This window comes from Bradyrhizobium ganzhouense, from assembly GCF_049949285.1.
In the GTDB taxonomy this organism is placed as follows: Bacteria; Pseudomonadota; Alphaproteobacteria; order Rhizobiales; family Xanthobacteraceae; genus Bradyrhizobium; species Bradyrhizobium ganzhouense.
On record NZ_CP181318.1, the window covers coordinates 6,615,686 to 6,641,364 of the forward strand.

The window sequence follows — 25,679 nt, forward strand, 5'->3', positions numbered from 1 at the left end:
TAGGCCGTCAACGCGGAGCGTGACCGTGGACTTCCCCAAGATCGAACAACTTGTGGATCTGGTCGCCCGCTCCTCCATCTCGGAGCTGGAGCTGACGCAGGACGGAACGCGCATCCGCATCCTCAAGCGTCCGTCCGCGGAAGCACCGCCGGTCCTGGCTCCCCCTGCAAGCGGAAGCGGCCCGCAGGCCCCCGCGCCCGATCATCGGGACAGTCCTCCATCGCAGGCAACCGCCGACCTCATCGTGCCCGCGCCGATGCACGGCGTCTTCTACAGGTCCGCGGCGCCGGACGAGCCGGCGCTGGTCGAGGTCGGCGCGAGGATCGAGGCCGGGCAGAAGATTTGCATCATCGAGGCGATGAAAACCTTCATCGACATTGCCGCCGAGGCACCCGGTGTCGTGCTTGCGATCCTCGCCGAAAACGGTGACGAGATCGCAGCCGGCCAGGCGCTGTTCCGGATCGGTCCTGCGGGTTCATCCTGATGTTCGACAAGGTCCTGATCGCCAATCGCGGCGAGATCGCGCTTCGAATCCAGCGCGCCTGTCGGGCCATGGGTCTCAAGACGATCGTCATTCACTCGGAGGCGGACCGCGACGCGCGCTATGTCGCGCTTGCCGACCAGGCCCTCTGCATCGGGCCGGCGCCTGCGAGCAGCACCTATCTCAATATCGCGGCGATCCTGCTCGCGGCCGAAGTCAGCGGCGCCCAGGCGATTCACCCCGGCTACGGGTTTCTATCGGAGAGCGCAGAGTTCGCCGAGCGGATTGCACGCGCCGGCCTCACCTTCATCGGCCCTCCGGCGGACTGTATCCGCACCATGGGAGACAAGGTTGCCGCGAAGCGCGCGATGCGGGCCGCAGGCGTACCTTGCGTGCCCGGTCCGGACAGTGCGTTGCCGGATAATCCCTCGGAAGTGCGCGCGATCGCCCGGGACATCGGCTATCCCGTCATCATCAAGGCCGCCGGCGGCGGCGGCGGGCGTGGCATGCGGATCGTGCGCAGCGAAGGCGCTCTGGACGAGGCGCTGGCGCTGACACGCGCGGAAGCCAGCAAGGCCTTTGGGAACGCTGCGGTCTATGTCGAGAAATTCCTCGAAAAGCCCCGCCATATCGAGATTCAGGTGCTGTGCGATCAGCACGACAACCATCTCTGGCTCGGCGACCGCGACTGCTCGCTTCAGCGCAGGAATCAGAAGGTGGTCGAAGAAGCCCCGGCGCCCGGCATCGACCGCGCGCTGATCGAGCAAGTGGGCGCCAGCTGCGTCGAAGCCTGCCGGCGGATCGGCTATCGCGGCGCCGGCACTTTCGAATTCCTTTACGAGGACGGACAGTTCTTCTTCATCGAGATGAACACGCGCGTCCAGGTCGAGCATCCCGTCACCGAGATGACGACAGGGATCGACATCGTCAAAGAACAGATCCGCATCGCGCGTGGCGAACAGCTCGAGATCGCACAAGGCGACATCGCGCGCGTCGGCCATGCCGTCGAATTTCGCATCAATGCCGAAGACCCCGCGACCTTTGCGCCCTCGCCAGGCACCGTGACACGCTGGGACGTTCCGGGCGGCATCGGCATCCGCGTCGATTCACACATCGCTGCCGGTGCCACCGTGCCCCGTCACTATGATTCGCTGATCGGTAAGCTGATCGCCCACGGCAGCACCCGCGACGAAGCGCTGGCCCGCGCGCGCGTCGCCTTGTCAGAATTACGTGCCGAAGGCATCCGGACCAATGTACCATTGCATCAGGCGATCCTTGCCGATCCAACCTTCTGCCGCGGCGGCTACGACATCCATCATCTCGAGCACTGGATGAATGCGAAGGTGGCCGCGCAATGACGGCGCCCGACCGGCCGCGGATCAGCCTGCTCGGCACATCGGCTCTCCTTTTCGAGGCTCCTGGAGCGTTCGACCTGCCGCATCAGCGACGGATCTGGGCACTGGCGGCCACTGCATCAAAATGGCCAGGAATCCGCGAGGCCATTCCCGGCATCACCAACATGATGCTGACCTTCGAGACCCCTCCCCGCGAGCTCGACACCCTGATCGCCGCGCTCCACGACGGCTGGGACGCGGCGGAAGGGCTCGCGATTGGGGGCCGCGAAATCAGGCTGCCTGTCACCTATGGCGGCGAGATCGGGTCACAACTCCAATCCGTCGCCGAGCATTGCGGCCTGTCCGTCGACGATGTCGTGGCGGTCCACGCCGCGCCGCTCTACACGGTGTTCGCACTCGGCAGCCATCCCGGCTATTGCTACCTCGGCGGCATGGATCCGCGCATCACCATGCCGCGGCGACAGACACCGTTGCAACGTTCCGCGGGCGGCTCGGTGTCGATCGGCGGATCGCAAACCGGTGTCTCGGCCTCGGCCGGCCCCAGCGGCTGGCACGCCGTCGGACACACGAGCTGGACGTTCTTCGACCCGTCCTGGCCGACGCCCGCCGCGCTCGCACCGGGCGATACCATCCGCTTCGAGATCGAACGGGTGATCCGGTGATCGAGATCCTGTCAGTCACAGGTCCCGCCAGCATCCAGGACCTTGGCCGCTTCGACCAGTATCGCTTCGGGGTCGGCACGTCGGGAGCGATGGACGATGTCGCACTGCGCTCCGGCAACATCCTGCTCGGCAACGACGAGAACGCGGCCGGCATCGAGATTCCGATGCTGCCGTTCAGGCTCCGCTTCGGCCGGGACACGGCATTCGCGCTCACTGGCGCCGGGGTCGAGTCCGAGATTGCAGGACGCGCCATCCCATCCTGGTGGCGCTCGCATGGGCGCGCAGGAGACGTTCTGACCATCAAGGCGATGTCCCACGGCGCACGCCTCTATCTGGCCATCAGCGGCGGCATCGACGTTCCTGTCGTGCTGGGCTCGCGCAGCACGCAATTTCGCGGCGAGTTCGGCGGTTTGCACGGGCGGCCGCTTCAGCCCGGCGACGTCCTGCCTTGCGGTGTAGCCACCACGACTATCAGCGAACTCGGGATCGAGCCGGCCGATATCACGCTGGCACGGCCGAACGCCGCTGCGGACGAGACCATTGTCAGGGTTGTTGTCGCCGGCGAATACGACGCGTTCGACGCCGCCACACAGGCGCTGTTCTGGTCCAGCAGCTGGAAGATCACGCCCCAGAGCAACCGCTACGGCTATCGCCTGCAGGGCCCTGCGGTGAAGCCGGTGGCGCCGGTCGAGAAACGCTCGCACGGCATCGTCCCCGGCGTCATCCAGATTCCGCCCAACGGACAACCCATCATTCAGATGCGCGACGCACAGACATCGGGCGGCTATCCGAAGATCGCGACCGTGATCCGGGCCGATCTTTGGCGCGTCGGGCAGGCGCGGCTCGGCAGCAAGCTGCGGTTCGAGCAAACCGCCTATTCCGACGCGCTGGCAGCCGAAGCCGAGATGTCGGCCTATCTCGACCGGCTGAGGACCAATGTGCGTCTTGTCGAGGAAATCAGAAGATGCCGATAGAGATCACCGATATCGAGCGCCTGGCGCAGATTCTCGCAAAGTCCGGCGTCGACACGATCGAGATCGAGGAGCCGGGACTGATACTGAAGCTCGTCGTCGACACCGGTGCCAGGATCGCGGCGTCCGCAACGCCTGCCCCGGCGACGGATCACTCCGTCATCGCCAAAGCCGACGTCGCGGGACACTTCCTTGCGGCCCATCCCTGGCAGGACAAGCCGTTCGTCGCGCCCGGCCAGCGTATCGAGGCCGGCGCGATCGTTGGCCTGATCAAGATCGGCCTGTTGTACGCCCCCATCGTTGCGCCAGCCGCCGGCACCGTCGATGCCGTGATTGCCGAGACCGGCGCCACGGTCGGCTATGGCACTCCGATCGTGCGGATCCGCTCGCTCAACTGAGCAGGACGGTTGCGGGCGTGACCTCGCCGCCGCCCTCTTCGATCACGCGGCGCACCGTGCCGGCAAGATTGACCGATCCGGGCGTGTCGCTGTGGATCAGGATCGAACGGGCCTCGACCTTGATCGACTTGCCCTCAATGGTCTTCACCGTTCCACTATCAAGGAACCGCTTGACGCGTTCCGCAACCGCTTCGGTCGAGGTGATCACCGAGTTGGGAAGCTTGCGCGATACCAGATGACCGTGCTCGTCATAGGCGCGATCGGCCAGGAGCAGCGTCAGAATGCGCAGCCCCACCTTGCGCGCAGCGTGCACGATCGCGGCATCCGGCTGTGAGAACACGATGAAATCGCGATTGATGGTCGCAATCGCGCGGGCGACGATTTCGGCCATATCAGGGTCGGCATTGACCATATTGCCCATCGCGGCGTGGAAGCTGACATGGGTCACGCGATGGCCGGCATTAGCCGCGATCGCCTGCAGGGCGCCGATCTGATAGACCATATGCTTCTCGAGTTCGGCGGCGTCCATCTGGATCACGCGGCGGCCAAATCCAAGCAGATCGGGCAGGCCCGGATGAGCCCCGACCTCGACTCCCTTTTGCTTGGCGAGGCGGACCATGCGATCCATCATGATGGGATCGCCGGCGTGGAAGCCACACGCCACGTTGGCGGACGAGACGATGCCCATCAGCGCCTCGTCGTCGCAGATCCGGTAATTGCCGAAACCTTCGCCCATGTCCGAATTGATGCCGATTTTCATGTTCGCACCCTGCTCTTGTTTTTGCCGACGTCCACTTTTGTTTTGAGCATGATCTTTTCGGAAAACCGCTTCACACTTTTCCGGATCATGCTCTAAAGCGCTCGATAGAGATCCGCGGTCGCGCGCAACTTCACGAGATAATCGCTGACGGGAGCCATGGCCGCGACTGCGTCCTGGTAGCTCACCTCGCTGAAGGCGATGAACGATCCCGGCGTCGCCTGGCCGAGGCGCCAGAGATCGGCCTGGATCACAGCCGCCATCTTCGGATAGCCGCCGGCCGTGTTGGCATCGCTCATCTGGATGATCGGCTCGCCGCCCGGCGGCACCTGCACGACGCCAGGCACGACGCCATGCGAACGCATCTCGACCGGCGCATCCAGGATCAGCTTGTCTCCAGTGAGACGGTATCCACCGCGGTCGCTGCGGGCGCTTATCTTCCACTTGGTGGACCAGAATTTCGCCTGCGCCACCTCAGAAAATAGATCATATTCGCCGGCCCGCATGAGGCGTATCCGCAGCACGCGGTCATCAGCCAGGCCAGATTTTGCGATCGCGACATCCGGCGGCACCGCGCCGAAGTCGAAGCGGTGGCCAGCCTCGTGCGGCGGTGTCCCGACCGGAATGACATCGCCAACCTGCAAGGTCCGTCCCTCGAGCCCGCCGAAGCCAGCCCGCAGATGCGTGCTGCGCGAGCCCAATACGGGGGGAACGTCGAGGCCGCCGCCGAACGTTGCGTAGACGCGCGCGCCGCGGCGCGGCGTCCCGATCGCGAGAATGTCGCCAGCCCGCGCCCGCGTGCACCACCACGGACGAACGGATGATCCGGCCAGCGTCGAGTCGTGATCGGCGCCCGTTAGCGCAAATGTGGCATCGGCCTGGAACCGCAGGCGGAACGGAAAGGTCTGGATCTCGATGCCGGCCGCATTGTCGTCATTGCCGAGCAGCGCATTTCCACCCGCGAGCGCGACGGGATCCATCGCACCTGATGTGCTCACGCCGAAACGACGCGCGCCGTGGCGACCGATATCCTGGATCGTGTTGAAGGCGGCGCTGGTCAGGATCTCGATCACAGCTCGATCCGATCGATCCTGAATTTGACACGATCCCCCGGAAGCATGAGCGAGGGCTGTTCGGACCGCGGGTCGAACATCGCGACCGAGGCCCATCCGATGGCGTTCCATCCATTCGGGCTTGTCAGCACCGCAACGCCGGTCTGCATCCCGCCGATCGTGACCGAGCCTGCGCGCATGTTGAGTGACGGCACGGATTTGCGCGGCATGTAGATGCGCGGATCAAGGCCATGGAGATAGCCGAACCCCGGCGAGCTCGCGACGGCGCAGACGGTGTAATCGCCTTCGCTGTGAATCCTGATAATTTCGCGCGCGGGCAGTCCTGCATGCTGTGCGACCGCCGGCAAATCGAAGCCGAACTCGCCGCCATAGATCACGGGGATTTCGATCACCTTGCCATCGGCCTTGCGGCCGGGCACGCGGTGCCACAGCTCGACGATCTCGGCGCTGAGCATGCCGATATCCGCGGGCGGCTGATCGAATACAAGCATCACATTGGTGACACCGATGACGGCCTCCTGGACGTTGGGCCAGGACGACACTGCATCCGCGAGTGCCCAGATGCGACCCTGCTGAACGAGGTCAAAATCGCCCGGCGCCTCGACCAGCATCGCAAGCGTGCCGATCAGGCTGATCTTCGGGCTTCTCTCGATCGCGCCGACAAGGGGAGCGCTGGGCTGATTAATCGACAAAGGGGCCTCACTGGTCCAACGCCTGTGGCGCCGCCGCCTCCTGTTCTAGCCACACAGTCCAGGCCGATCCAAGACGATGTTCGTCTGCGGGTATAAGTGATGTCGATTGCCCGCGAGACGCCAAGCTCATCCCGAGCTTCACTGACGGGCGATGACGTGATTACTGGGTGCCTCCCACCGCGCGACAACCTCCTCGCCCACCGCGTATCGAAGTCCCGCTTCCTGCGATTGATTCTGCTCGAACACGATGATCTGCCCGCCGCTCGGCGTCTTGAGGTAGTAGTGACTCATGAACCCGCGATAGATGGCCTGGTCGACGCGCGCCGTCACGCTATTTGCGCGCTGCGCTGCCGACGTCTGGCCAACTCTCTCGACGACGATTGCTTCGGGCCTGATCGAGACCATTACGTCGCTCGCCGATACCGGTATCTGATCGACCTGAAGGCTCAATTCGGGTGAGACACGAATGAGAGCGCCGCTTCCGTTACGCTGCTCGATGGGACCCTCAAACAGATTTGACGCGCCGATGAACTGCGCGACGAATTTCGAGGCCGGCCGCTGGTAAATCTCCGTCGCCGAACCGACCTGCTCGAGCTTGCCGTCGCGCATCACCACGATCTTGTCCGCCATGGTCAAGGCTTCGTCCTGGTCGTGAGTCACCATGACGGTGGTCAGGCCGAGCCTGCGCTGAAGCGCGCGCAGCTCGACCTGCATGCTCTCGCGAAGTCCCTTGTCGAGCGCGCCGAGCGGCTCGTCGAGCAGCAGCATCGCCGGTTCGATCACCAGGGCACGGCCGAGCGCGACGCGCTGTTGCTGACCGCCGGAGAGCTGGGCCGGATAACGCTTTCCGAAATTTGACAGCTGGACGAGGCTGAGCGCCTCGCTCACCTTTCGCGCAGCATCGGCCTTGGCGATGCCGCGCATCTCCAGGCCGAACGCGATGTTCTCCTCGACGGTCAAATGAGGAAACAACGCGTAGTTCTGGAACAGCATCCCGACGTTGCGGCGATGCACGGGAACGTCCGTCATCCGTTTGTCGTTGACGAAGACGTCGCCGGATGTCGGACGGATCAGCCCCGCGATCATGCGAAGGCAGGTCGTCTTGCCACATCCGCTCGGACCGAGCAGCGCCACCATGTGGCCCGGCTCGATCGTGAGCGACACGTCGTCGACCGCGACGGTGCGGTTGTATTCCTTGCTGAGGCGATCAAGCCTGACTTCGGAGGACCTCATGGCAACCTGCCTAGCTCGTGAACACCTGATTGTACCGCTCCAGCCAAGGGCCGCGGCGCGGAACGATGAAATTCCAGTCGGGCGTAAACAGCCCGAGATCGGTCGCCTTGGTGTCGGGATAGGCAAGGAATCTGGCTGTCTCCGGCTTGAAGTCGATGCCGCCCACCGAGGGAGCGCTGAGGGTCTGCTCGGACAGCATCTTGGCGACCGAGGGCTCCAGGATGCGGTTGATCAGCGCGCAGGCGAGCTCGGGCTCGGGCGCATTCTTGACCAGCGTCATGCTGTTGATGCCGGTGAACGCGCCTTCCTTCGGGAAGGTCATGTCGATCGGCATGCCCTTCGCCGTGTGCGGATAGATCGCCTTCGAATATTCGATGCCGCCGATCGTCGCCTGGCCCTGGGCCACCTGTAGCACCTGGGCTTCGCTATCGTAGATCGTCAGGACGTTGGGCTTGAGAGCGGCAAGCTTGTCCCAGCCGCTGTCGACCAGATATTGCGCCTCCTTCAGCGGCTTGCCCGTCGTCAGCGCCGTGGCGACGATGAGCATCAGAACGCTCTGGGTGTTCTTGGGCGTGTTCAGCAGGATCTGCTTGCGATATTTCGCGTCGAAGATCTGCTCATAGCTTTCGAGCGGCTTCGTCACCTGCGGATTGATGAACATGGCCGCGCTCGAGATCGAGAAGCCGACGCCATAATCCTCTTCGAAGAGATAGCGCGGATAGACCTTAGCGAGATTCGGAATCTTGGCGGCATCGAGCTTGTCGATCAGCCCTTCTTGCTTGGCCTGGGGGATGCCGACGTCATCCATCATCATCATGCTGAAGCGCGGCGTGTCGCGGGTGGCGCGGAGAGCGGCGATGTTGGAGAGTGTCGCGCCCTCGATCGTGAAGACGCGGCACTTGTACTCGGCCTCGAACTTCGGAATGACCTCCTTCTGGATCAGCTTGCCCAGCGCGGAATTGTAGACGCCGACATGCAGCTGCTTGGCGTCTTGCGCCCACGACCGGCTGATGATGGTCGGGAACGCAATCGCGGATGCACCGGCTTTAATGAGAGTCCTACGTGTCAGCTTCATGAGTCCAATCTCCATCTACCAATGCACATCATGCGGCCAGCGCGCGGCGAAGGCCGACCAGTTTCTCAAGCAGCAGCACGCCAACCATCGCCATCAGGATGATGATCGTCGACATCGCGGGCACGGAAGGGTCAAAGACGTTAACCAGTTGCCGCATCAGGACGAGCGGCACGGGCGAATATTCGGAGTTCGCCAGCCACATCGTGACCGGGTAATTGTCGAAGGACACCATGAAGGCGAACAGTCCGCCGGCGGCGACGCCGGAGGCGATCTGCGGCAGGGTGACGCGCCAGAAGGTCCGCAAACGGTTGGCACCGAGCGTGCGCGCGGCGTCCTCCAGATTCTCGTCCACCAGTTGAAGGCTGGTGACGACGGTACGGATGACATAGGGCGACGTCACCACCACGTGCCCGATCAGCAGATTGAGCCGCGCATCCTGGGAGCCCAGCTTGGTCAGAACCTGAAGCAGCGCCAGGCCCGTGACCAGCGCCGGGAAGATCAGCGGCGACAGCAAAAACCCCTTGATCGCCGCGAGGCCAAAGAACCTGCCGCGGACCAGGGCAAAGGCCGCGGGCACGCCCAGCAGGAGCGATCCTGCCGTCGTGCCGAGCGCCAGCAGGATGCTCAGCCTCATCGCCTCGAGGAAGTCGCGGTCCTGGAGAACCTTGGCGTACCATTTCAGCGTGAAGCCTTGCGGGGGGAAGGTCACGAAATAGGAGTCGGAGACCGACACCGCCATCACGAGAAGAAGCGGCGCCAGGATGAACAGCATCATGCCAGCGGTGATGGTGTAGAGAACGAAGGCGCCGAAGCCGGAAAATCGCTCGTCCATCACTCGGGCCTCCTGAGACGCCGGCCTTCCAGAAGCCACATCGAGAGGCCGTTCACCGCCAGGACCAGCCCGACCAGAACGGCGGCGATGGCCGCACCGAACGGCCAGTCGTACACGACGAAGATCTGCTGCTCGATCAGGTTGCCGAGCATGATCGCCGAGGCCCCGCCCAGGATCGCAGGAATGACGAACGAGCCGGCGGTGAGCGAGAAGACCAGCGTGAAGCCGGCCACGAAGCCCGGCATGCTGAGCGGCAGCGTCACCCGGAGGAACACCTTCCACCAGGGCGCGCCGAGCATGCGGGCCGCATCTTCGAGATTGGGATCGATCTTGCCGAGCGCCGAGGCGAGCGGCAGCACCATCATCGGGAAGAACACGTGCAGCGATCCGATGACGACGGCCACTTCGGTGTAGAGGACCGAGATCGGGGCATCGACAATATGCAGCGTCATCAGGATCCAGTTCAACATTCCCTTCGGGCCGTTCTGGAGCACGAGCTGCCAGCCATATCCGCGAACGACCACGCTGACGATCAGCGGCGCAATGACGATCAGCGTGATGATGCGCGTGACCATGGGACGGCTCTTCACCATCACCAGCGCGACCGGATAGGCGAGCACGGTCGCGAGGGCCGAGGTGATGATGCTGATCCGCAGCGTCGTCCAAAGCACGCGTGCGTAGAGCTCGACATTGATGAGGCGCGCGTAGTGCGCGAGCGTGAACGGACGGCCGATGATGCCGCGGCTGTCCTGCGTCTGGATGCTCGAGAGCAGCAGTCCAAGGGCTGGGTAGAAGAAGAAATAGGTCAGGAACGCCAGCATCGGGACGGCAAGCAGCCCGACAGGCAGCGCCATGCGCCAAGGCGACCGCCGCCGGGCGACCGGAGGTGCTTCAACAGTCAAAACTGCCACCGGATCGTCGCTGGTGGTCATCGCTGGCTGTCCTCGACTGCGCAATACCAAGGCAATCCCCTCTTTGCACAAAGCTTATGCGTCGCCATGCTACAGGACCAAGAACATCTTCGTTTAGGGGCATCAGGAACGATTATGACAATTGGTTCGGCATATTGCTCCGATCTTGATCGACAAATGCCGCTGGACGCATCTTTCATTCTCCGTCGGGTCAGTCCTCCTGTCGTCTCAAGCCCGGTCAGCGCAGCCCTTCGCAGAAGCTCGCAATGCGCCGGCAGCCTTCCCTCAGCGCTTCAGTATCGGTCGCGTAGGAAATGCGGAAATATGGGCTCATGCCGTAGGCGCCCCCGGGCACCGCGGCGACATGCTGCTCTTCCAGCAGCGCCGAGATGAAGTCGGCGTCAGTTTCCAGCCGCCGACCGCCCTTCGTGGTCTTGCCGATGCAACCGGCGATGTTCGGAAACACGTAGAACGCCCCTTGGGGCTTGTGGCAGGTGATGCCGGGAATCTGGTTCAGGAGCTTGACCACCAGGTCACGTCGGTCGCGATAGATGTCCGCGCGCTCCATCAGGAAATCCTGCGGACCGTCCAGGACTGCCACCGCCGCCGCCTGGCTTACGGTGCAGATTCCGCCGGTCGCCTGGCCGTGGACGTTGTTCATTGCCGCGATCAGGTCCTTGGGCCCGCCGCAATAACCGACCCGCCAGCCCGTCATGGCGTAGGCCTTCGACGCGCCGTTCACGGTCACGACGCGGTTCTTCAGCCGCGGCTCGACCTCCGCAATGGTGCAGAACTCGAAGCCGTCGTAGGTAAGATGCTCGTAGATGTCGTCGGTGAGGATCCAGACATCAGGGTATTTCAACATGACGTCGGCGATGGCGCGCATCTCGTCACGCGTGCAGGCCGCGCCGGTCGGATTGTTGGGAAAATTCAGGATCAACCACTTCGTCCTCGGCGTGATCGCAGCCTCGAGGTCCGCCGGGCGGAGCTTGAACTGATTGTTCTCTGGACAGGGCACGGCAACGGGCGTCGCTTCTGCCAGTTGCACAATGTCGGCATAGGTGATCCAGCCCGGCGCCGGAATGACGACCTCGTCGCCGGGATTGCAGGTGGCGAACAGCGCATTGAAGATGATCTGCTTGCCGCCGTTGGCGATCAGGATCTCGTCGAGGGCGTAGTCGAGATTGTTCTCCCGCTTGAACTTGCGTTGGACCGCGGTCCTCAGCGCGACCGTCCCCGGCTGCGCGGGATATTTGGTATCGCCAGCCAGCGCCGCCCGGTGTGCGGCCTCGATCGCATGCGGCGGCGTCGGAAAGTCGGGCTCGCCGGACGACAAGCCAACAATCCTGACGCCTGCATCACGGAGTTCCCGCGCCTTGTCCGTCATCGCCGCGGAGGCCGATACCTTCACGGTCTTGAGGCGGTTTGCGAGTTCAGGCATTGTCAGCTCCACTTCTCATTTCTTTCAATCGCGCGGCCTCGGATCGGCTCGCGAAGCGCAATTCGCCGACGACCTGGAACGTGGGGACGACCTCGATCATCGCGACGTTCATCCGCGCCGGCGCCCCCACCGCGAATGCAATGGCATCTGCAATGTCGTCGGACTCGAGCGTCTCGAACGCGCCGACGAAGCGGGCATTCGGGTTGTCGGCAGCATTCTGGTTCTGGAAGATGCTCGTCGCCACGCGTCCGGGCGAGATTTCGGTGACGCGAACGCGGGTCCCGTAAAGATCGACACGCAACTGCTGCGACAGCGAATGAATGCCCGCCTTGGTGGCGTGATAGGCCACGGAGGAATTGAATGTCGTCGCGTTCTCGCCAAAGGCGTAATGGCCGGCGATCGACGAGACGTTGATAACATGGCCGCGGTCGCGCTTTGCCATGCCTGGCACGACGAGCCGTGTCAGATGCAGGACCGCGCGCAGATTGACGTCGACCAGCGCATCGACATCATCAGGCGCCGTATCCAGGATATTGCTGCGCCGCGATTGACCGGCATTGTTGACGAGAACGTCGAACTCGGCCGAGCCCACCAGCCGTGTCAGGGCCTCGAGATCGTTGACGTCGACTTCGCATATGCGACATCCGGTCTCGGCCGACAGGCTTGCCAACCGCCGATGGTCGCGCGCCAGCGCATGGACCTCGAGCCCCTCGGCGCGGAGGCGCCGAACCGCCGCGGCCCCGATACCCGAGGATACGCCCGTCACCAACGCCGTTCGATAGTCCGAAAATCCCATCCGCAGGGCTCTTTTGCAGGCAGCCAATCTTTGCAGGCAGCCAGGGCGGCGGGAAAATTACGTGCATGCGCCGATGCCGGCATACAGCGGATTTGTTCTGCCCTCATAAGGACATCCAATATCCCGACCGGGCGGTGCGGGGCCCGCGGGCCATAAGCGCCCCCAATACCGCCAGAGTGAATTTCTCTTACTCGCCATCGGTCCCGTCCTCCTACATTTCGCGGGTGCCCCTGGCTCACCCATAGGAGACGGACGGAAATGTTAGAGGTCGGCAATCGGATCGTCATGGTCTCGGGGGCATCGCGCGGCATCGGACGCGCCGTCGTCGAGCGACTGTTATCGGCGGGCTTCAGGCTATCGGCGGGGATGCGCGATCCAAGCCGGCTCGTGGAGAGCGAGCGGCTGATGACGCACCGCTATGACGCCGAAGACGCCAAGAGCCCGCTTGCCTGGGCCAATGCAACGGTCGCGCGGTGGGGCGGCGTCGATGCCATCATCAATGCAGCCGGGATCAACCCCAGAGTTCGCGTCTCCGACGAGGGCGAAAGCGAACTAGATGACATGTGGCGCGTGAACGTCAAGGGTCCTCTACGCCTCGTCAGAGCCACCCTGCCGCATCTCGCCGTCTGTGGTCATGGGCGAGTCGTCAATCTGGGGTCGCTTTCCGGAAAGCGCGTGGGAAGCAACGTCGGCTACGCCATGACCAAGTTCGCGGTGGTCGCGCTCACCCACGGCATTCGCCGGGAGGGACGCGCGGCCGGCATTCGGGCGACGGTGATCTGCCCGGGCTACGTTGCCACCGACATGACGCTGAACGACGATGAGATTCCCCGTCACGAGATGAGCCAGCCGGACGACATCGCCCGCCTGGTGGAAACCGCACTCATGCTGCCGAACAACGCGTCCGTGTCCGAGATGCTCGTGCACTGCCAGTTCGAGCCGATGCTCTAAAGCGCGGGGAGACGGCCATATTCGTAGCAGAAGAGCGAATCGTCGGCCGACCCGAACTGTCCAATTCTGGTTCTCCGGCGACATCCTTATCGAAGAACACCTTTATATGGTGGGCGCACCAGGGCTCGAACCTGGGACCCGCTGTTAAGAGACAGCGACGGGTAGAGAACAATCAATGACTTACCGGTCGCACCACTGGGCTTATTCGATCGAAAGTGGGCATTCGTCGCACGGTCAAAGCGAAGCGCCGATGTTTCGGATCGGCGTTTCGAGCAACTTCGTTGAGCCGACAGGCCGCGGTGTCTTCACGCACGACGGCGGGCTCTATCTCCCACCGACGCATCCGACTTCGGGCCGTAGAGGTTCACGGTCATATTGAACCCGCCCCACGGGGCGGCAACCAGTTCGCTAGCCGGCCCTCATAAGGACTCTCATTTATGGAAATAGAGATCCAGTGGCCCATGGCCATCAAGCGGACCTTCGCGCCGCGCCAAGTACCTCCTCGTCAAAAGACGGAAGCGGCTTGATCAAGGGAGCGAGCGCCTTGCCGGCCATCTCCGTGGTCACCACATCGGCCGGGTCCAGCTTGGTGATCACCGCCTTGTCCGGATCGGGCTCCCAGACGTCTTCGCCGACCAGCCGTCCGCGATCGTCATAGGGCCAGATCATCTGAATGACATTTGTGTAGAGATACATGGAGTTCTCGTCCGCCTTGAAGCTCTTCGCGGCGAGAACCCGTTTCAGGATCGCTTCGGACAGAAAGCCGGGCAGGTGCGACATCGCCTTGTTCGCCAGCAAAGACCGGCCAGCGACTTGCTGGTGGGCCACCGTCACGGACGCGATGAAATTGTCCGCGACCGCAACCTGCTCGTTCTCGGTGTAGAAGATTGACTGGTTGGTTTGCGCCCACATCCGGTAAAGGCTCTTGACTGCTTCCTGGCCTTCAAGCTTCGCGTTGGTATCATCGGCATGGACATGATAGACCGGGTGTTCCGACATCATCTCCGGCGCAAAAATCTCTTCGTAGCGTCCGGCGACCTCCAGATACCGGTGTCGGCTGTAAGCTTGCAGCATGAACCGATGCCGCGGATTCTGGGTCACCGCAAGCAGCCGATCAATCGCAACGTTAAGCCTTGTGATGTCATACTTGGCCATTGCTCTCTCCTCATTTGCCAGTTTGGTGGTTTAGGCGGTGACTTTCGTTACCGGCGGCATCTTCCACGATCCGTTGATGATCGACGGGTCTCTCTCACTCGGCCAATAAAGGCGCAGCATCAAAACGAAATCTCCAGCCGGCGCCGGAAGCCAGTTGGACTCCTTCTCTTTGCCCGGCGAGTCCTTCTGGATGTACAGATCAGTCGATCCATCCGGATTGGATTTCAAATCCTGCCGGGCACTGATCGAATAGCGATTGAGCGGATTGTTCACGAAGAAATAGCCGCTGTCGTACATGGTCAGCGACCAGAAGCCGAGCGCCGGCGGCAAATGTCCCTTCGCGAACCGCATCACATAGTTGTTCGCGCCGTTGTACTTTCGCCCTTCTGCGTCCTTCTGAGAGGTCGGATAGACGGCGTCCTGAGGCCGGTTGGCGCCGAGTCCGATGGCGGTGACGAGCGCCCGCATGAGATAGTCGGTGCCGTAGATGCCTGTCTTGGTCGTGAAGCTCCAGCCATTCTCGTCGTTGACGTCTTTATTGACCTTGAACTGGATCATGATCCGGTCGATGGCGACCTCGGGCACGCGCTTGAGGAAATCCGCTTTGAGCTTGCTCGGATCGAAGTCCTGACCCGGGACGATGCCTATCCTGGCGAACTTGGCGAGCTGAGGCGCGTCCGCGGCCATCGGCGGATTGTCTTTCATGAGTTTGCAAAGCAGGGTGAAATAGGCCACCGCATCCATGCGGTTTACCTGCTCGCGTACTGCCGTTTTCATATCGATCGACGGATCGACCGTGCCGGCCGGCGGTGTGTAGGATTTTCCGTACGAGCTCAGCGGCACCAGTTTGAATTCGTCCTGCAACTTGTGAACCTCGGCATAATCCTCTGGGGTTCCGGTGCAGTAGATGCGACCAAGCAGCCATACGATGTTGGTCGGAGAGTTGTACTCCTTAACTCCGGCCGGCAATTCGCCCTTCCATCCCGGTCCAGTGATCGCATAGGTCTGCGCGCCGGTCCCGGTGGTACGTTTGCCCGGGACCTGAAACACAGAGGTCCAACCGTCCAGCATCGGAAAGAGTGCGTAACGGTCTTTCATATCGGGGATACTGAGCACCCAGGGCTCCTTGCCGACGTCGAAAAACACAGTCGTGTAAAGCGTGTCGGCGTTCGGCGCCGTCACATCCCGATAGGATGCGTTCGGATATTCCCGCATCTTGATGATGTGGCCCATCGGCCCGCGGGTGCCTTGAACGCTTGCGACATTGGTAATGACCCTGCGCGTCATCTCCATGGTCACCAACGGATAGCCAAAGACATACGCGTCGGTGGCGAGCCAGAAATCTTCAAGTCCTTCGCCGATACCGAGAAATTCACCCAGTTCGGCACGGCTCAAGGTGCTCATCGAGGCGCCCGCAAGCAGGCTCATACCGCCAATCGTTAGATTGCGACGGGTGATGTTCATGACAAGTCTCCTCAGTAACAGGGGGGATAGGGGTAATAGCCGCAGGCCGGACGGCCGTAGGCGTAGGGGGCCGCGTACGCGGCCGCTCCGACCGCCGCGGCGGCGCCTGCGTACATCGCGCCGCGGAAGGCGGCGCGGCGCCAGACTCCGAAAATGTCGATGAAGATCGAGGCCGGCCCGTCGCCACCGTTGAGGTCGCCTTCAAGCGTTTGAACATTGAAGGTCAGCTTATCGCCATCGAGCTTCGGATTCTTCAGCACGACCACGGCATCCTTTACCGAGCCGTCCTTGTTCAAGACGGACACGGTAGCGTTCGGCGGATCCTTGACGAAGCTGTCGTTGCCGGGTGTGCTCGCGCCCCAATCCGCGATGAGGTTGGCGGTAAGCTCGTGGCCGGCGGCGCGGACCGGTCGGTCAGCGAATATGATGGAATTGGACGTGACGCCGGTCAGCGTCAGCACATCCCCCTGAAGCGTCGCCCCGCGAGAATTGAGAACGATCAACGAGGGTACGACCTCGGGCTTGGCCGCAGTGGAAGGTGTCCCGATCGTCTTCATGGATGACGGCGCCGGAGCAGTCTGTGCGATGGCTGTTCCCGCCTCGCCGAGCACCGAAATTACAGCCAGCAGCCCCGCAATCTGAACCAACTTTGCACGCTTCATGTCTGCCTCTCATGTTCGCAACTCGGTGACGCCCTCTCGCAGGGACAGTCACGCACGTTGGCAACCATGAAGCCGCAATGCATCACTGACTATGCAAAAACGAGCAGCGCCCGAAATTTCGGCGGATCAGGCAATGACGCATACCGTCGTGTTCGCGTTCGCCGATCACCAGCACGATCTAGCCGACCGATGCGCATATTCGCTAACTCGCTCGCCCGACGCTCAGGCCGTTCGCAAAGCTGAACTTGCGGTCAACATGGATGGTGCCGATGCTTCGGCTGCAGCAACCAAGCCACAGTCAGAGAAATTGAAAGCAGGCGTCAGATTCTGCATAGCAGGTTGCGCGCCTTCGATGCGATTTGATGCCGCATCAATTTCTTCAATCAATGAGGTGCGGCAATGAACAAGATTGGAAGGTTTGCAGTTGCGATCGCAGCTTCGGGGATGATGGGCGGCTACGCAGCTGCGGCGGACTTGCCGGCGGCGCCCGCCTACAAGGCGCCGGCTCCGGTTGCCGCCGTCTATAACTGGACGGGATTCTACGTCGGCGCCAACGGTGGCTATGGATGGGGCAACCAAGACCCGCTGGTGCTGTTCTCCAACAGATTCGATCGTGCCGGTTTCGACATCAATGGCGGGATGATCGGCGGTACGTTTGGCGGGCAGATTCAGCAGGGATATGTCGTGCTCGGCCTGGAAGGTGATTTGGACTGGGCCAACATCAAGGGCTCGTCCGTCGTAACACCCAGCATTCTCGGCCTCGGCCAGGGCCTTACGTTGAACACCTCGTCGAGCATCAGCGCGCTGTCGACGGTGAGGGCGCGCATCGGTGTCGCCATGAACAACGTGTTGCTCTACGCCACCGGTGGCGCAGCCTTCGTCAAGTCAACCGCTAGCGCGTCGACCGTCGCGGGCGTACCCTGCGGTACGCTCGGCGTTCTGCCGGATTGTTCGGGCTCGTCCTGGCGGCCGGGCATCAGCGCAGGTCTGGGCCTGGAATATGGCTTCACGCCGAACTGGTCCGTGAAGGCCGAGTATCTCTACACGAAAGTCGCCGGCACCGGAGTCAGCTCGGATCGATTGAATATACTGCGTGGCGGCATCAACTATCGGTTCTGAACAGAGTTTGGCCGCGGGAGCAGCGGTTTCTATCGCGCCCGCATGCGTCCGATGCCCTGCTTCGTGCCATCCAGTTACGTTGCACTAATCCTGATAGCGCATCCGAGCCGATGGTCTCAGCTCGGATGCCGGTTGCCCGCGAAGGCGACCGGATTCTGAAAGCCGGATCGTCTGAAATCTCTCCACATTCGATTTTCATGCCAAGGGATTCCCCAATGCGTTCAAAACTGCTGCTTTCCGCCGCCCTGCTTGTCGCCAGCATGGCTTCAGCCAAGGCCCAGGTGCCGCTGTCGTCCTATGTCGATGCGAACGGATTCATCGACGTCCAGAAGCTGACCTGCGCGCAACTCGCAGGGACTTACCAGGAAGATGCCGATGCGCTGACGGCTTGGTACAGCGGGTGGTACAACGGCCTTGCCAAGAAGCATTTCCTCGACTTGCGCAAGGGCAAGGTCGCGGAGCACGAAGTCATCGTCTACTGCAAGGCCAATCCCGACAGGCGCATCATCGATGCCATCGCCGTCGTGTTCAAAGCGGAGCGGGAGCTCATGGGCATCCAGATGAAGTAGATGGTCTGGACGGCGTCGGTGGCGGCATCACTGATCCGAATTTGGCGACGGTGATCATCCAGTCGTCCAACTTTGACGATCGCATCCTGCTCGACGGCGTGCCATACTTGGTGGCGGACCTGGTCCCGACGTCTACCGGAGCGGATGAGGTTTGAATCGTTCTGGCTGGGAAGTCCTGCATTGGCAGTTGTATTCGTATGGCGTGCCTCGAGCTGATCGTGTCGATCGCAATGGTAGCGTTGGACGGTCGCTTCCTTGATCGCGCGGTTGATGCGCTGGACCTGACCATTGGTCCCGGGATACTTGAGGAGCAGAGCCTACATTGTCGCGGGGCGATTCAAAGGTAACCTGAATGAGAACACCGCGCCCCGGGCGCGGTTCTCTGCCCAGAGTTCGCCACCGTAGCTTTCAACTATCGTGCGCGCGATAGGGAGTCCCAGCCCGGTCCCTTGCGGTTTCGTTGTGACGAATGCATTGAAGATGCTGGCCAGCTTGTCGTTGGGGATACCCGGGCCCGAGTCCACTATCTGGACTTCGACGCCATCCGCGTCAGCCAGCGTCGTCCGGATCGAAAGATTGCGCGGGACCACCTCGTCCATCGCATCCGCGCCATTCATCACGAGGTTCATGAGGACTTGCTGCAGATGGATCGGATCACACCGCACCCGTAACGGCTCGGGCGCGAGAATGGTACGCAAGCTCACCCCCCGCCTTGTAATTTCTGGAGACACAATTTTGACGACGTCCCGCACTGTATCGTTCAAATCGAACGTTCGTAGATCGGAGTCCGTCCTATTGTTCAGCAGATTTCGCAACCCGCTGATGATGTCGCTGGCGCGTTGTTCGTCGCGGACAATGTCGGAAAGGATCTCGCCGAGCTGAGCAACGTCAGGTGGATTCGCCTTCAGCAGCATCTGCGCAGCTTCAGTATTGCTCAAAATCGCTCCGAGCGGCTGGTTGAGTTCATGCGCTATCGATGACGACAGAACGCTGGCGGTTGTAACGCGGTTCAAGCGGACCACTTCCTGACGACGGCTGCTAGCCTCGGCTTGAGCGACATGGCGCCGGCGCCGCTCGACCAGCAGCAATCCAATGATCCCGGCCTGCAGCAGGATAGCAGCTGCAGCGGCCGACACTTCCAGCCGATACTGCTCCCACACGCTCGGCACGCGAAACATGATCTGACTGCCTGGCGGCAGCTGGCTCTCGCTGATGTTCCAGCGCTTCAGCTCTCTCCAGTCGTATCTCGGCGATGCAGCGGGGATCGGAGGCGTTTTAATGCTACCCGGTGACTCCCCGCCCAGGATCCGCACCGCAACTGCGGCGGTCTGTCGACTGACGTCGGCGATGTCGGTCATCCGGCCGCCGATGATCCCTCGGCCGAAGAACGCGTCCTGTTCTGAAAAGATTGGCGCATTGGCGACCGCGTGAATCCGGTCTATGGCTCGATTGCCTTCGTGCACGACGCCGGCGGCGTCCACCAACATCTGCCCGTAGACGATGAAAGTCCGGGGTGGCAGGACAGCCACCTGCTTGAGGATCTGTTCCAGCGACAGTTCATTGGAATAAGTGATCTCGAGCCGGCTTGTCAGCGGTTGGAACGCCTTGCGCATCTCCTCCAGCCATAGCTTCTCGATCGGAGAACTTCCCATCACGACGAAGATCTTGGTCGTCTCCGGAACCAGCTTCAGTATCTGGTCGGGAGTGCTTGATACATCGACAGATACCGAAACCATCGCATCGGTCGCCGGGGCGTTCGAAGACATCTGCTGCGCGAAGGCCGCGTACAAGGTTGGGACCGAAGGAAAAATCCGCGCTCGGTTCTGCTGAAAGAATCGTGCCGCGGGACCGCCGATCGTCATGATCAGGTCGAGTTTGCGCTCGGAAAACACCGCATTCAAATAGCTGACAAAGGTGTCTTCATTCCCGTCGGGGAAGCGGGCCGTCGACAGCGACACCTCGAAGATATCGATGGGATCCTTCGACTGAAGCCTTAATTCCTCGCGGATCTTTCGTGCGTAGTCATCCCACGGCGAAAAATCGCGACCGACGGAATGAACGATCAGCACCCGCTTCGGCTGAGAGAACGCCGCACCGGTCATCGCCAGGAGCAGAACGATCGAACCGAGAAGTACCCGAGGTATCATGCGACAAAGCGGCCGTTTACGCAGGATGTCGAACTTTCAAGACCTGGGTCGCACACTACCCGACTTACCCGGCTTGCGGGAGAGCAATTATGACATCAACTTCGGCTATAATCTTCAGCGATCGTGAAAATTGGCCGCCCGTTCCTCAGGGAATCCTGCTGATGGCATCGATGAGAAGTTTTGCCAGAAACGGCTTCCTCAAATAGGCGACGCAACCGGCGTCAAACGCCTCCTGCCGGGTGACCTCATTGTCGATGGCCGTCATCACAATCACCGGTAACTCGCTCCCCGATGAGGTCAATCGCCGTTGCAGGTCGATGCCTGAAATTCCGCCAAGGTGAATATCCAGGAGAAGACAGTCAGCTTCGCACTCGGCAAAGGATTCCAAAAACGACTCCGCCGATGCAAACGTCCGGACCCGGAAGCCATGGGCCAACAAAAGGCGGCTTAGACCCTGCAGCAGGCCGGGATTATCATCGACGACAGCTATGGTGCGCATACCGAAGCCATCATTGGCCGTTTCCAGATCCTGTAGCAAAAAAGGGCAATTGCCAAGTCGCTCGTCGCGATCAAGATCAGCGCGCGGCGTGCAAACGGTTGTTCTGCACCGGCGCCACTTTTGGTGCTATGCAAAATCCGACCGAAGGACAGGTTCGCCCAGACCGTTGTGAGCATAAGCCGTTAGGTTTTAGGGCTTCATTTCAATCCCCTGCTTCGCCCGCATGTCCTTGAACACCACGGCAATCGCCTCGATGACCGGTTGGCCCGGGTTCGGCTTGCAGTACACGATTACCTCATGATCCCCATTCCGCGATGACGTCCGCAGTGGGTTGGTGCCCCACAGATCTGACCGGACGATCGGCAAAGATAATCGCATTGGGCGCAATGCCAGTCAAAACGAACACGTCGCCCTGCAAGGTTGCCCCGCGGGAATTCAGGACGAACAGCGATGGCACGATGTCAGGCTTGGCCGCTGCACTCGGCGTTCCAATCGTTTTCATCGATGACGGCGCCGTAGAACTCTGAGCGATGGCCGTTATCGGGCCGAACGCAACCGCAACAGCGAGCACTCCTGCAATCCGAACCATTCTTGTAGACATCATAGAGGCCTCACTTGTCGCGAATCCGGCGTCCCCGTCTCATCGAAGGAAGTCACACTTGGTGACCATGGAAAGGCCATGCTGTGCCGACTATGCAGAATCCGGCGAACGGTGAAATTAAAGCGCAAAGATCCAATCGAATGGATCTCTGCTGTACCGATTTTGCATAGCGCGTGATGACCACCTGCCAACAATTGGAGATTTCGCTTCCGAACGAAGAGGCTCCGTCGTGGTTATCATCCTGTGCCTTTACGTTGCTGCGCTGTGGGCAGTATTTCTAGCAAACTTAAGCCCCGACATCATCCGGGGTGTCTTTTGCTCGGTGCACGTTTCAGAGAGACCCGACAGATCAGCCATAGTGGCCATCCCGCGCCAGCCTGGCGCAATGAGCTGCTTTGCGCTGGCAATGTGAGTTCTGTGGCACGCCGAGACTTTCTTGCTCACCGTCCGCTTTTGCATAGTCGACGCAACGAGGCCTCTGATAATCACGTCAAGCCTGATCAGTACAATGTAGGGCGATAGCGCCGGAGACGAGAATGTCACCGATTATTCGTGCCATGGCTTTAAGTCTCACCGTAATTCTCGGTCTCGTCACCTTTGGTGGCGGTCGGAGTGAAGCGTACTATCGGGCAGGCGCTGCGGGATGTGGGCCAAGAGGTTGCGCTGCAGCTCGTTGCGGACCACGGGGATGCGCGGCGGCTGGAGTTGGCCGATATGGATACCGCAGAGGAGCCGTTGGAGTGCGTCGATACTGACGGGCGTACGGTTGGAGTTATCTATCGAGCGAGACACGACCGCGTGTTAGGCTCACGAGCTTCCCTCGCGAAGCGGTAGAGACGACGGCGCTTGTCCATGTGATCGAACCATCGATGTTATTCTCTACGGTGCGCTATCGCCGTGTCCGGGCAGAAGTAGGAGCACTAGTATGAACTCCCAAGAGGAGTTGGCGGGTTGCCTGCTGCAATTGATAGCCGCCCTGGCGCGTCGGCCTTCAATCGTGCGGGATGGCAACAAACCGTGCGTCGCCCAACACGCGCAGGAGCGCGATGAGGACGGGATAACGCCGGCAATCCGCGGCCCAGCGCTCTCCAATGACACCTGCGGAGTTCGTCGCTAGCAAAGAGATGAGCCGCGACTCACTGCGACTGAGATGTCCGGAAATGCCACGGCATGTGCCGCGAACCTGGCGTCATCGGCGCGGTGGCGTCAATTCTGGAATGGTCAGCTCCTACACGGCGGACCTGTAGCCCGCCTCGCCCGCTTGGCACAAACTGCATATTCCAGCAGTCAGGCACAGACTTGTACATTCCATACATGTACGCTCCGCGTTGACTGCCCGGGGGCCACCCAATTATTCTCGCGTTTCCGGTTATTCCTTGCTGCGGTGCTTAGTTGAGCCTTGGTCTGCCCACAGCAATCGTTTCCAGAGATCTTTCGGGATTTTGCCGACGAGCCACGACGAGGGCGAGAGATTGGTAGCGGGCGCACCCATAGTTCATATCGTGGACGATGACGCATCGTTTCGCAGCGCGATTTCCCGAGTGTTGAAAGCTTCAGGCTATGCCGTTGCCGGCTACGATTCGGCAGCGAGCTTTTTAGAAGCCGCCGACGCCGAGCCGGGCTGCCTTCTCCTCGACGTGCAGATGCCCGCACTCGGCGGCCTGGAGCTTCAGCAGGAGCTGGCAAAACTGTCGCATCACTGGCCGATCATCTTTATGACCGGTCACGGCGACATTCCCACGAGCGTTCGCGCCATCAAGGCCGGCGCAGAGGACTTTCTCTCCAAGCCGATCCTCAAGCAGACGCTGCTGGAAGCGATTGAGCGCGCACTGTCACGCTTCAGGGAGGTCCAACAGAGTCAGAGCCGGCTCGATGCGTTAAAGGCGCTGATCTCCCAACTAACTCCTCGCGAGAGCGAGGTGTTCGCGCTGATGGTCCGCGGCAAGATGAACAAGCAGATTGCCCATTCGCTGGGTACCTCAGAGCGAACCATCAAATATCATCGGCAGATGATCATGCAAAAGCTTCAGGTCGGCTCGTTTGCAGAGGCAGTCTCTGTGGCGGAGCGCACCGGGATGCTGACGTCTGAGCCCTCGCCTGACGTCAAGGACGCTTCATGACCATCGTCGGGTGAGTGCCTAGGCCGCTCGACTAGGCACCGTTTGCCCCCAAGTACAGTAGCGCACCCCCGCGGCTTGATGCTGTGTTGCTCACAGGTCAAGCGCTTTTACCGCGATCGTAAAGTCGGGGGCACTAATGACTATCCGTTTTTGGTCAGAAAACTTTTCAGACGTTTCCTGCCAATCAAGCAGCAGAACCTGGCGCAGTCTCGTCGACCGGGCCGAAGAGATCGCTCTCGCAGAGCCCGACTCACCGCTGCACATTTCAGCTCTCTGCGACGCTCTCGCCGTCAGCGAGCGCACGCTGCGCAAGGCATTTCATACTATTCACGGCGCGCCCCCCTGCCGCCATCTTCGTATGCAGCGGCTGGCGCAGGCCAGGCGCGCGCTTCTGTCCGCCGGCGGTCGTCTTGCAACGGTAACCGAGATCGCCACCCTTTTCGGCTTTGTGGAATTGGGCCGCTTCTCGGTCGAATACCGTAGGGTGTATGGCGAAAGTCCTTCGAAAACCCTGCAGCGGAGCGCCACAGGTCAGGCCCATGCCGACGGCAGGGAGCCTTCAGCGAAATCCGGAATAATACAATTCCAGCGCGATCTTGCTGAGACAGATGAGGACGAAATTCAGAACCGGACCGAATTTGCATAGCATTGGCCCGAGACGAGACGTCCGATCGTTGCGCTTATCCTCAACCCGAAAGCGCGTCGCGAGTTCGAAGCGCAGAATCGGCCATCCGGCTGGAATGCCTGGACAACGTTCGCGGTCTCGTCGATGGCGCCCACTAGCATCGACGCGGCGGATCGTGACGAAGTAAGCGATTTGCCCGAAGATGGGTCGGGTCACCCGGCCGCAATGCAGGCTCGCAGATAAGGCGTGCATTTTCCACGATCAAGTTTCGAAGGCTATACCATGAATGTCGGTCCAGGAGGACTCGGACGCCGCTATCTACTATTTCCAGCGGCAGCGATCGCTTGTTACGTCGCGATCAGCTACCTGATTCTGCCTGCGACACGGTCACGGATCGAACACGAGCCCGGACTCTCACATAGGCCGATGCTGACTGCGACGGCGCAGGGAATTCCAGGCGGTCCCATCAACGTCGGCCTCGTTGGAAGCCGTTAAGACGTCGTTTCTGCATTTCATGCCGCCGGTTGGTATCCCGCAGACCCGATTACGTTGCGGACGAGCGCAGAAATCGTGCGCAGCGTATTATTTGATCGGCCTTACAAGGACGCGCCTGTCAGTCCGCTCTTCTTCGAGGGGCGGCGCGAGGACCTGGCGTTTGAAAAACCGGACGGAGTGAGCGCTGACCGTCGACAACACGTTCGGCTATGGTTCGTGCTTGCCAACGGGGCCGATGCACGTCCCGTCTGGCTTGGATCTGCTACTTTCGACAAGGGAGTGGCACTGAGCCGCGACACCGGTCAGGTGACGCACAAGATCGCACCAAACATTGATGCAGAGCGCGACCAATTGGTTAACGGACTGACCCAAGCGCAGATGGTCAGGGGCATTTATCAAATGAGAGGGATCGGTCCCACGCTCAATGGACGGAATGGCGAGGGAGACCCCTATCATACGGATGGAGAGATATGGGTGGCCAGGCTCGTTCGTCGAGGCGACAAGGCGGACAGGGGTGCCACGGCGCTCCCGCCGCCGGCATTGATTCAGATAAAGGATGCCGTGTTTTCTTAGGCGTCTCCGGCGCCACATTGAC

General features: G+C 61.3%; 27 protein-coding genes. 12 read left to right on the forward strand and 15 right to left on the reverse strand.

The features are described from left to right. Positions 1–25: 25 nt before the first annotated feature. From ACLFLU_RS30610 to ACLFLU_RS30630, 5 genes are read left to right on the forward strand one after another with little or no spacing between them, the layout of a single operon-like run. On the forward strand, positions 26–484 hold the full coding sequence (locus ACLFLU_RS30610) for an acetyl-CoA carboxylase biotin carboxyl carrier protein (protein WP_426408455.1): 459 nt from the start codon (positions 26–28) through the stop codon (positions 482–484). Next, positions 484–1,839 (forward strand): acetyl-CoA carboxylase biotin carboxylase subunit, encoded by a 1,356-nt coding sequence (gene accC / locus ACLFLU_RS30615; RefSeq protein WP_426408456.1) that lies wholly within the window; start codon positions 484–486, stop codon positions 1,837–1,839. The genes ACLFLU_RS30610 and accC overlap by 1 nt, the downstream gene beginning before the upstream one ends. Continuing rightward, on the forward strand, positions 1,836–2,498 hold the full coding sequence (gene pxpB, locus ACLFLU_RS30620; protein WP_426408457.1) for a 5-oxoprolinase subunit PxpB: 663 nt from the start codon (positions 1,836–1,838) through the stop codon (positions 2,496–2,498). The genes accC and pxpB (ACLFLU_RS30620) overlap by 4 nt, the downstream gene beginning before the upstream one ends. Further along, positions 2,495–3,472, forward strand: a complete 978-nt coding sequence (locus tag ACLFLU_RS30625; protein WP_426408458.1) for a biotin-dependent carboxyltransferase family protein — start codon at positions 2,495–2,497, stop codon at positions 3,470–3,472. The genes pxpB (ACLFLU_RS30620) and ACLFLU_RS30625 overlap by 4 nt, the downstream gene beginning before the upstream one ends. Further along, positions 3,463–3,867, forward strand: coding sequence for an acetyl-CoA carboxylase biotin carboxyl carrier protein (locus ACLFLU_RS30630; protein WP_426408459.1), 405 nt, complete (start codon positions 3,463–3,465; stop codon positions 3,865–3,867). The genes ACLFLU_RS30625 and ACLFLU_RS30630 overlap by 10 nt, the downstream gene beginning before the upstream one ends. Here ACLFLU_RS30630 and ACLFLU_RS30635 read toward each other — a convergent pair. From ACLFLU_RS30635 to ACLFLU_RS30675, 9 genes are all read right to left on the reverse strand, one after another. Continuing rightward, positions 3,860–4,627 (reverse strand): 5-oxoprolinase subunit PxpA, encoded by a 768-nt coding sequence (locus ACLFLU_RS30635; protein WP_426408460.1) that lies wholly within the window; start codon positions 4,625–4,627, stop codon positions 3,860–3,862. The two genes, ACLFLU_RS30630 and ACLFLU_RS30635, sit on opposite strands and share 8 nt — an antisense overlap. Before the next feature lie 92 nt (positions 4,628–4,719). After that, positions 4,720–5,697 carry a biotin-dependent carboxyltransferase family protein gene (locus ACLFLU_RS30640; protein ID WP_426408461.1) on the reverse strand — a complete coding sequence of 326 codons (978 nt, stop codon included), beginning with the start codon at positions 5,695–5,697 and terminating at the stop codon, positions 4,720–4,722. Next, positions 5,694–6,389 (reverse strand): 5-oxoprolinase subunit PxpB, encoded by a 696-nt coding sequence (gene pxpB / locus ACLFLU_RS30645; RefSeq protein ID WP_426408462.1) that lies wholly within the window; start codon positions 6,387–6,389, stop codon positions 5,694–5,696. The genes ACLFLU_RS30640 and pxpB (ACLFLU_RS30645) overlap by 4 nt, the downstream gene beginning before the upstream one ends. Positions 6,390–6,527: 138 nt before the next feature. Then, a complete protein-coding gene (locus ACLFLU_RS30650; RefSeq protein ID WP_426408463.1) occupies positions 6,528–7,622 on the reverse strand; it encodes an ABC transporter ATP-binding protein in 1,095 nt (364 codons plus the stop codon). A 10-nt stretch (positions 7,623–7,632) separates the two neighbouring features. Further along, positions 7,633–8,697 (reverse strand): extracellular solute-binding protein, encoded by a 1,065-nt coding sequence (locus ACLFLU_RS30655; RefSeq protein ID WP_426408464.1) that lies wholly within the window; start codon positions 8,695–8,697, stop codon positions 7,633–7,635. A gap of 28 nt (positions 8,698–8,725) precedes the next feature. After that, the gene (locus ACLFLU_RS30660; protein WP_426408465.1) at positions 8,726–9,529 is read right to left on the reverse strand and encodes an ABC transporter permease; all 804 of its coding nucleotides are present in this window, start codon (positions 9,527–9,529) and stop codon (positions 8,726–8,728) included. After that, entirely contained in the window at positions 9,529–10,461 is a 933-nt protein-coding gene (locus tag ACLFLU_RS30665) for an ABC transporter permease (RefSeq protein WP_426408466.1), read from the reverse strand. The genes ACLFLU_RS30660 and ACLFLU_RS30665 overlap by 1 nt, the downstream gene beginning before the upstream one ends. A 217-nt stretch (positions 10,462–10,678) precedes the next feature. Continuing rightward, on the reverse strand, positions 10,679–11,881 hold the full coding sequence (locus ACLFLU_RS30670; RefSeq protein ID WP_426408467.1) for a pyridoxal phosphate-dependent aminotransferase: 1,203 nt from the start codon (positions 11,879–11,881) through the stop codon (positions 10,679–10,681). Then, a complete protein-coding gene (locus tag ACLFLU_RS30675) occupies positions 11,874–12,677 on the reverse strand; it encodes an SDR family oxidoreductase (protein WP_426408468.1) in 804 nt (267 codons plus the stop codon). Before ACLFLU_RS30675 ends, ACLFLU_RS30670 begins: the two co-directional genes overlap by 8 nt. 258 nt (positions 12,678–12,935) lie before the next feature. Here ACLFLU_RS30675 and ACLFLU_RS30680 point away from each other — a divergent pair, with 258 nt between their 5' ends. Next, on the forward strand, positions 12,936–13,628 hold the full coding sequence (locus ACLFLU_RS30680) for an SDR family NAD(P)-dependent oxidoreductase (protein WP_426408469.1): 693 nt from the start codon (positions 12,936–12,938) through the stop codon (positions 13,626–13,628). Between the two features lie 468 nt (positions 13,629–14,096). Here the strand turns inward: ACLFLU_RS30680 and ACLFLU_RS30685 are convergent, their stop codons facing one another. Genes ACLFLU_RS30685 through ACLFLU_RS30695 form a run of 3 tightly spaced genes read right to left on the reverse strand, consistent with a single transcriptional unit; the run spans position 14,097 to position 16,909 of the window. Next, on the reverse strand, positions 14,097–14,783 hold the full coding sequence (locus tag ACLFLU_RS30685; protein WP_426408470.1) for a hypothetical protein: 687 nt from the start codon (positions 14,781–14,783) through the stop codon (positions 14,097–14,099). A 30-nt stretch (positions 14,784–14,813) separates the two neighbouring features. After that, complete coding sequence (locus ACLFLU_RS30690; protein WP_426408471.1) at positions 14,814–16,247, reverse strand: DUF1254 domain-containing protein; 1,434 nt, start codon at positions 16,245–16,247, stop codon at positions 14,814–14,816. An 11-nt stretch (positions 16,248–16,258) separates the two neighbouring features. Further along, positions 16,259–16,909, reverse strand: a complete 651-nt coding sequence (locus tag ACLFLU_RS30695; protein WP_426408472.1) for a hypothetical protein — start codon at positions 16,907–16,909, stop codon at positions 16,259–16,261. A 133-nt stretch (positions 16,910–17,042) separates the two neighbouring features. On the opposite strand from ACLFLU_RS30695, the gene ACLFLU_RS30700 reads away from it, so the two are divergent. The 3 genes from ACLFLU_RS30700 (at position 17,043) to ACLFLU_RS30710 (ending at position 18,597) form a co-directional block, all read left to right on the forward strand. Continuing rightward, entirely contained in the window at positions 17,043–17,312 is a 270-nt protein-coding gene (locus tag ACLFLU_RS30700; protein ID WP_426408473.1) for a hypothetical protein, read from the forward strand. Continuing rightward, the gene (locus tag ACLFLU_RS30705; RefSeq protein WP_426408474.1) at positions 17,309–18,028 is read left to right on the forward strand and encodes an outer membrane protein; all 720 of its coding nucleotides are present in this window, start codon (positions 17,309–17,311) and stop codon (positions 18,026–18,028) included. Before ACLFLU_RS30700 ends, ACLFLU_RS30705 begins: the two co-directional genes overlap by 4 nt. 215 nt (positions 18,029–18,243) lie before the next feature. Next, entirely contained in the window at positions 18,244–18,597 is a 354-nt protein-coding gene (locus tag ACLFLU_RS30710) for an HdeA/HdeB family chaperone (RefSeq protein WP_426408475.1), read from the forward strand. A gap of 317 nt (positions 18,598–18,914) precedes the next feature. On the opposite strand, the gene ACLFLU_RS30715 is transcribed toward ACLFLU_RS30710, so the two are convergent. The 3 genes from ACLFLU_RS30715 to ACLFLU_RS30725 all read right to left on the reverse strand — a co-directional run bounded on the left by ACLFLU_RS30715 (position 18,915) and on the right by ACLFLU_RS30725 (position 21,814). After that, positions 18,915–20,699 carry a sensor histidine kinase gene (locus ACLFLU_RS30715; RefSeq protein WP_426408476.1) on the reverse strand — a complete coding sequence of 595 codons (1,785 nt, stop codon included), beginning with the start codon at positions 20,697–20,699 and terminating at the stop codon, positions 18,915–18,917. A gap of 190 nt (positions 20,700–20,889) precedes the next feature. Next, entirely contained in the window at positions 20,890–21,243 is a 354-nt protein-coding gene (locus tag ACLFLU_RS30720) for a response regulator transcription factor (RefSeq protein ID WP_426408477.1), read from the reverse strand. 295 nt (positions 21,244–21,538) lie between these two features. Beyond that, positions 21,539–21,814 (reverse strand): hypothetical protein, encoded by a 276-nt coding sequence (locus ACLFLU_RS30725; RefSeq protein ID WP_426408478.1) that lies wholly within the window; start codon positions 21,812–21,814, stop codon positions 21,539–21,541. Between the two features lie 1,532 nt (positions 21,815–23,346). Here ACLFLU_RS30725 and ACLFLU_RS30730 point away from each other — a divergent pair. From ACLFLU_RS30730 to ACLFLU_RS30740, 3 genes are all read left to right on the forward strand, one after another. Next, positions 23,347–23,964, forward strand: coding sequence for a response regulator transcription factor (locus ACLFLU_RS30730; RefSeq protein WP_426408479.1), 618 nt, complete (start codon positions 23,347–23,349; stop codon positions 23,962–23,964). 136 nt (positions 23,965–24,100) lie between these two features. Then, entirely contained in the window at positions 24,101–24,610 is a 510-nt protein-coding gene (locus ACLFLU_RS30735) for a helix-turn-helix domain-containing protein (RefSeq protein ID WP_426408480.1), read from the forward strand. A gap of 528 nt (positions 24,611–25,138) precedes the next feature. Beyond that, positions 25,139–25,657, forward strand: a complete 519-nt coding sequence (locus ACLFLU_RS30740; protein ID WP_426408481.1) for an LssY C-terminal domain-containing protein — start codon at positions 25,139–25,141, stop codon at positions 25,655–25,657. The last annotated feature ends 22 nt before the right edge of the window (positions 25,658–25,679 follow it).

Coding starts and splice junctions, on each gene's coding strand:
- ACLFLU_RS30655 (WP_426408464.1), bottom strand. CDS start 8,697: ATGAAGCTGACACGTAGGACTCTCATTAAAGCCGGTGCATCCGCGATT.
- ACLFLU_RS30705 (WP_426408474.1), top strand. CDS start 17,309: ATGAACAAGATTGGAAGGTTTGCAGTTGCGATCGCAGCTTCGGGGATG.
- ACLFLU_RS30675 (WP_426408468.1), bottom strand. CDS start 12,677: ATGGGATTTTCGGACTATCGAACGGCGTTGGTGACGGGCGTATCCTCG.
- ACLFLU_RS30665 (WP_426408466.1), bottom strand. CDS start 10,461: ATGACCACCAGCGACGATCCGGTGGCAGTTTTGACTGTTGAAGCACCT.
- ACLFLU_RS30670 (WP_426408467.1), bottom strand. CDS start 11,881: ATGCCTGAACTCGCAAACCGCCTCAAGACCGTGAAGGTATCGGCCTCC.
- pxpB (WP_426408457.1), top strand. CDS start 1,836: ATGACGGCGCCCGACCGGCCGCGGATCAGCCTGCTCGGCACATCGGCT.
- ACLFLU_RS30635 (WP_426408460.1), bottom strand. CDS start 4,627: ATGAAAATCGGCATCAATTCGGACATGGGCGAAGGTTTCGGCAATTAC.
- ACLFLU_RS30715 (WP_426408476.1), bottom strand. CDS start 20,699: ATGACCGGTGCGGCGTTCTCTCAGCCGAAGCGGGTGCTGATCGTTCAT.
- ACLFLU_RS30630 (WP_426408459.1), top strand. CDS start 3,463: ATGCCGATAGAGATCACCGATATCGAGCGCCTGGCGCAGATTCTCGCA.
- ACLFLU_RS30720 (WP_426408477.1), bottom strand. CDS start 21,243: ATGCGCACCATAGCTGTCGTCGATGATAATCCCGGCCTGCTGCAGGGT.
- ACLFLU_RS30660 (WP_426408465.1), bottom strand. CDS start 9,529: ATGGACGAGCGATTTTCCGGCTTCGGCGCCTTCGTTCTCTACACCATC.
- ACLFLU_RS30650 (WP_426408463.1), bottom strand. CDS start 7,622: ATGAGGTCCTCCGAAGTCAGGCTTGATCGCCTCAGCAAGGAATACAAC.
- ACLFLU_RS30685 (WP_426408470.1), bottom strand. CDS start 14,783: ATGGCCAAGTATGACATCACAAGGCTTAACGTTGCGATTGATCGGCTG.
- ACLFLU_RS30700 (WP_426408473.1), top strand. CDS start 17,043: ATGACGCATACCGTCGTGTTCGCGTTCGCCGATCACCAGCACGATCTA.
- ACLFLU_RS30695 (WP_426408472.1), bottom strand. CDS start 16,909: ATGAAGCGTGCAAAGTTGGTTCAGATTGCGGGGCTGCTGGCTGTAATT.
- ACLFLU_RS30690 (WP_426408471.1), bottom strand. CDS start 16,247: ATGAACATCACCCGTCGCAATCTAACGATTGGCGGTATGAGCCTGCTT.
- ACLFLU_RS30710 (WP_426408475.1), top strand. CDS start 18,244: ATGCGTTCAAAACTGCTGCTTTCCGCCGCCCTGCTTGTCGCCAGCATG.
- ACLFLU_RS30735 (WP_426408480.1), top strand. CDS start 24,101: ATGACTATCCGTTTTTGGTCAGAAAACTTTTCAGACGTTTCCTGCCAA.
- ACLFLU_RS30680 (WP_426408469.1), top strand. CDS start 12,936: ATGTTAGAGGTCGGCAATCGGATCGTCATGGTCTCGGGGGCATCGCGC.
- accC (WP_426408456.1), top strand. CDS start 484: ATGTTCGACAAGGTCCTGATCGCCAATCGCGGCGAGATCGCGCTTCGA.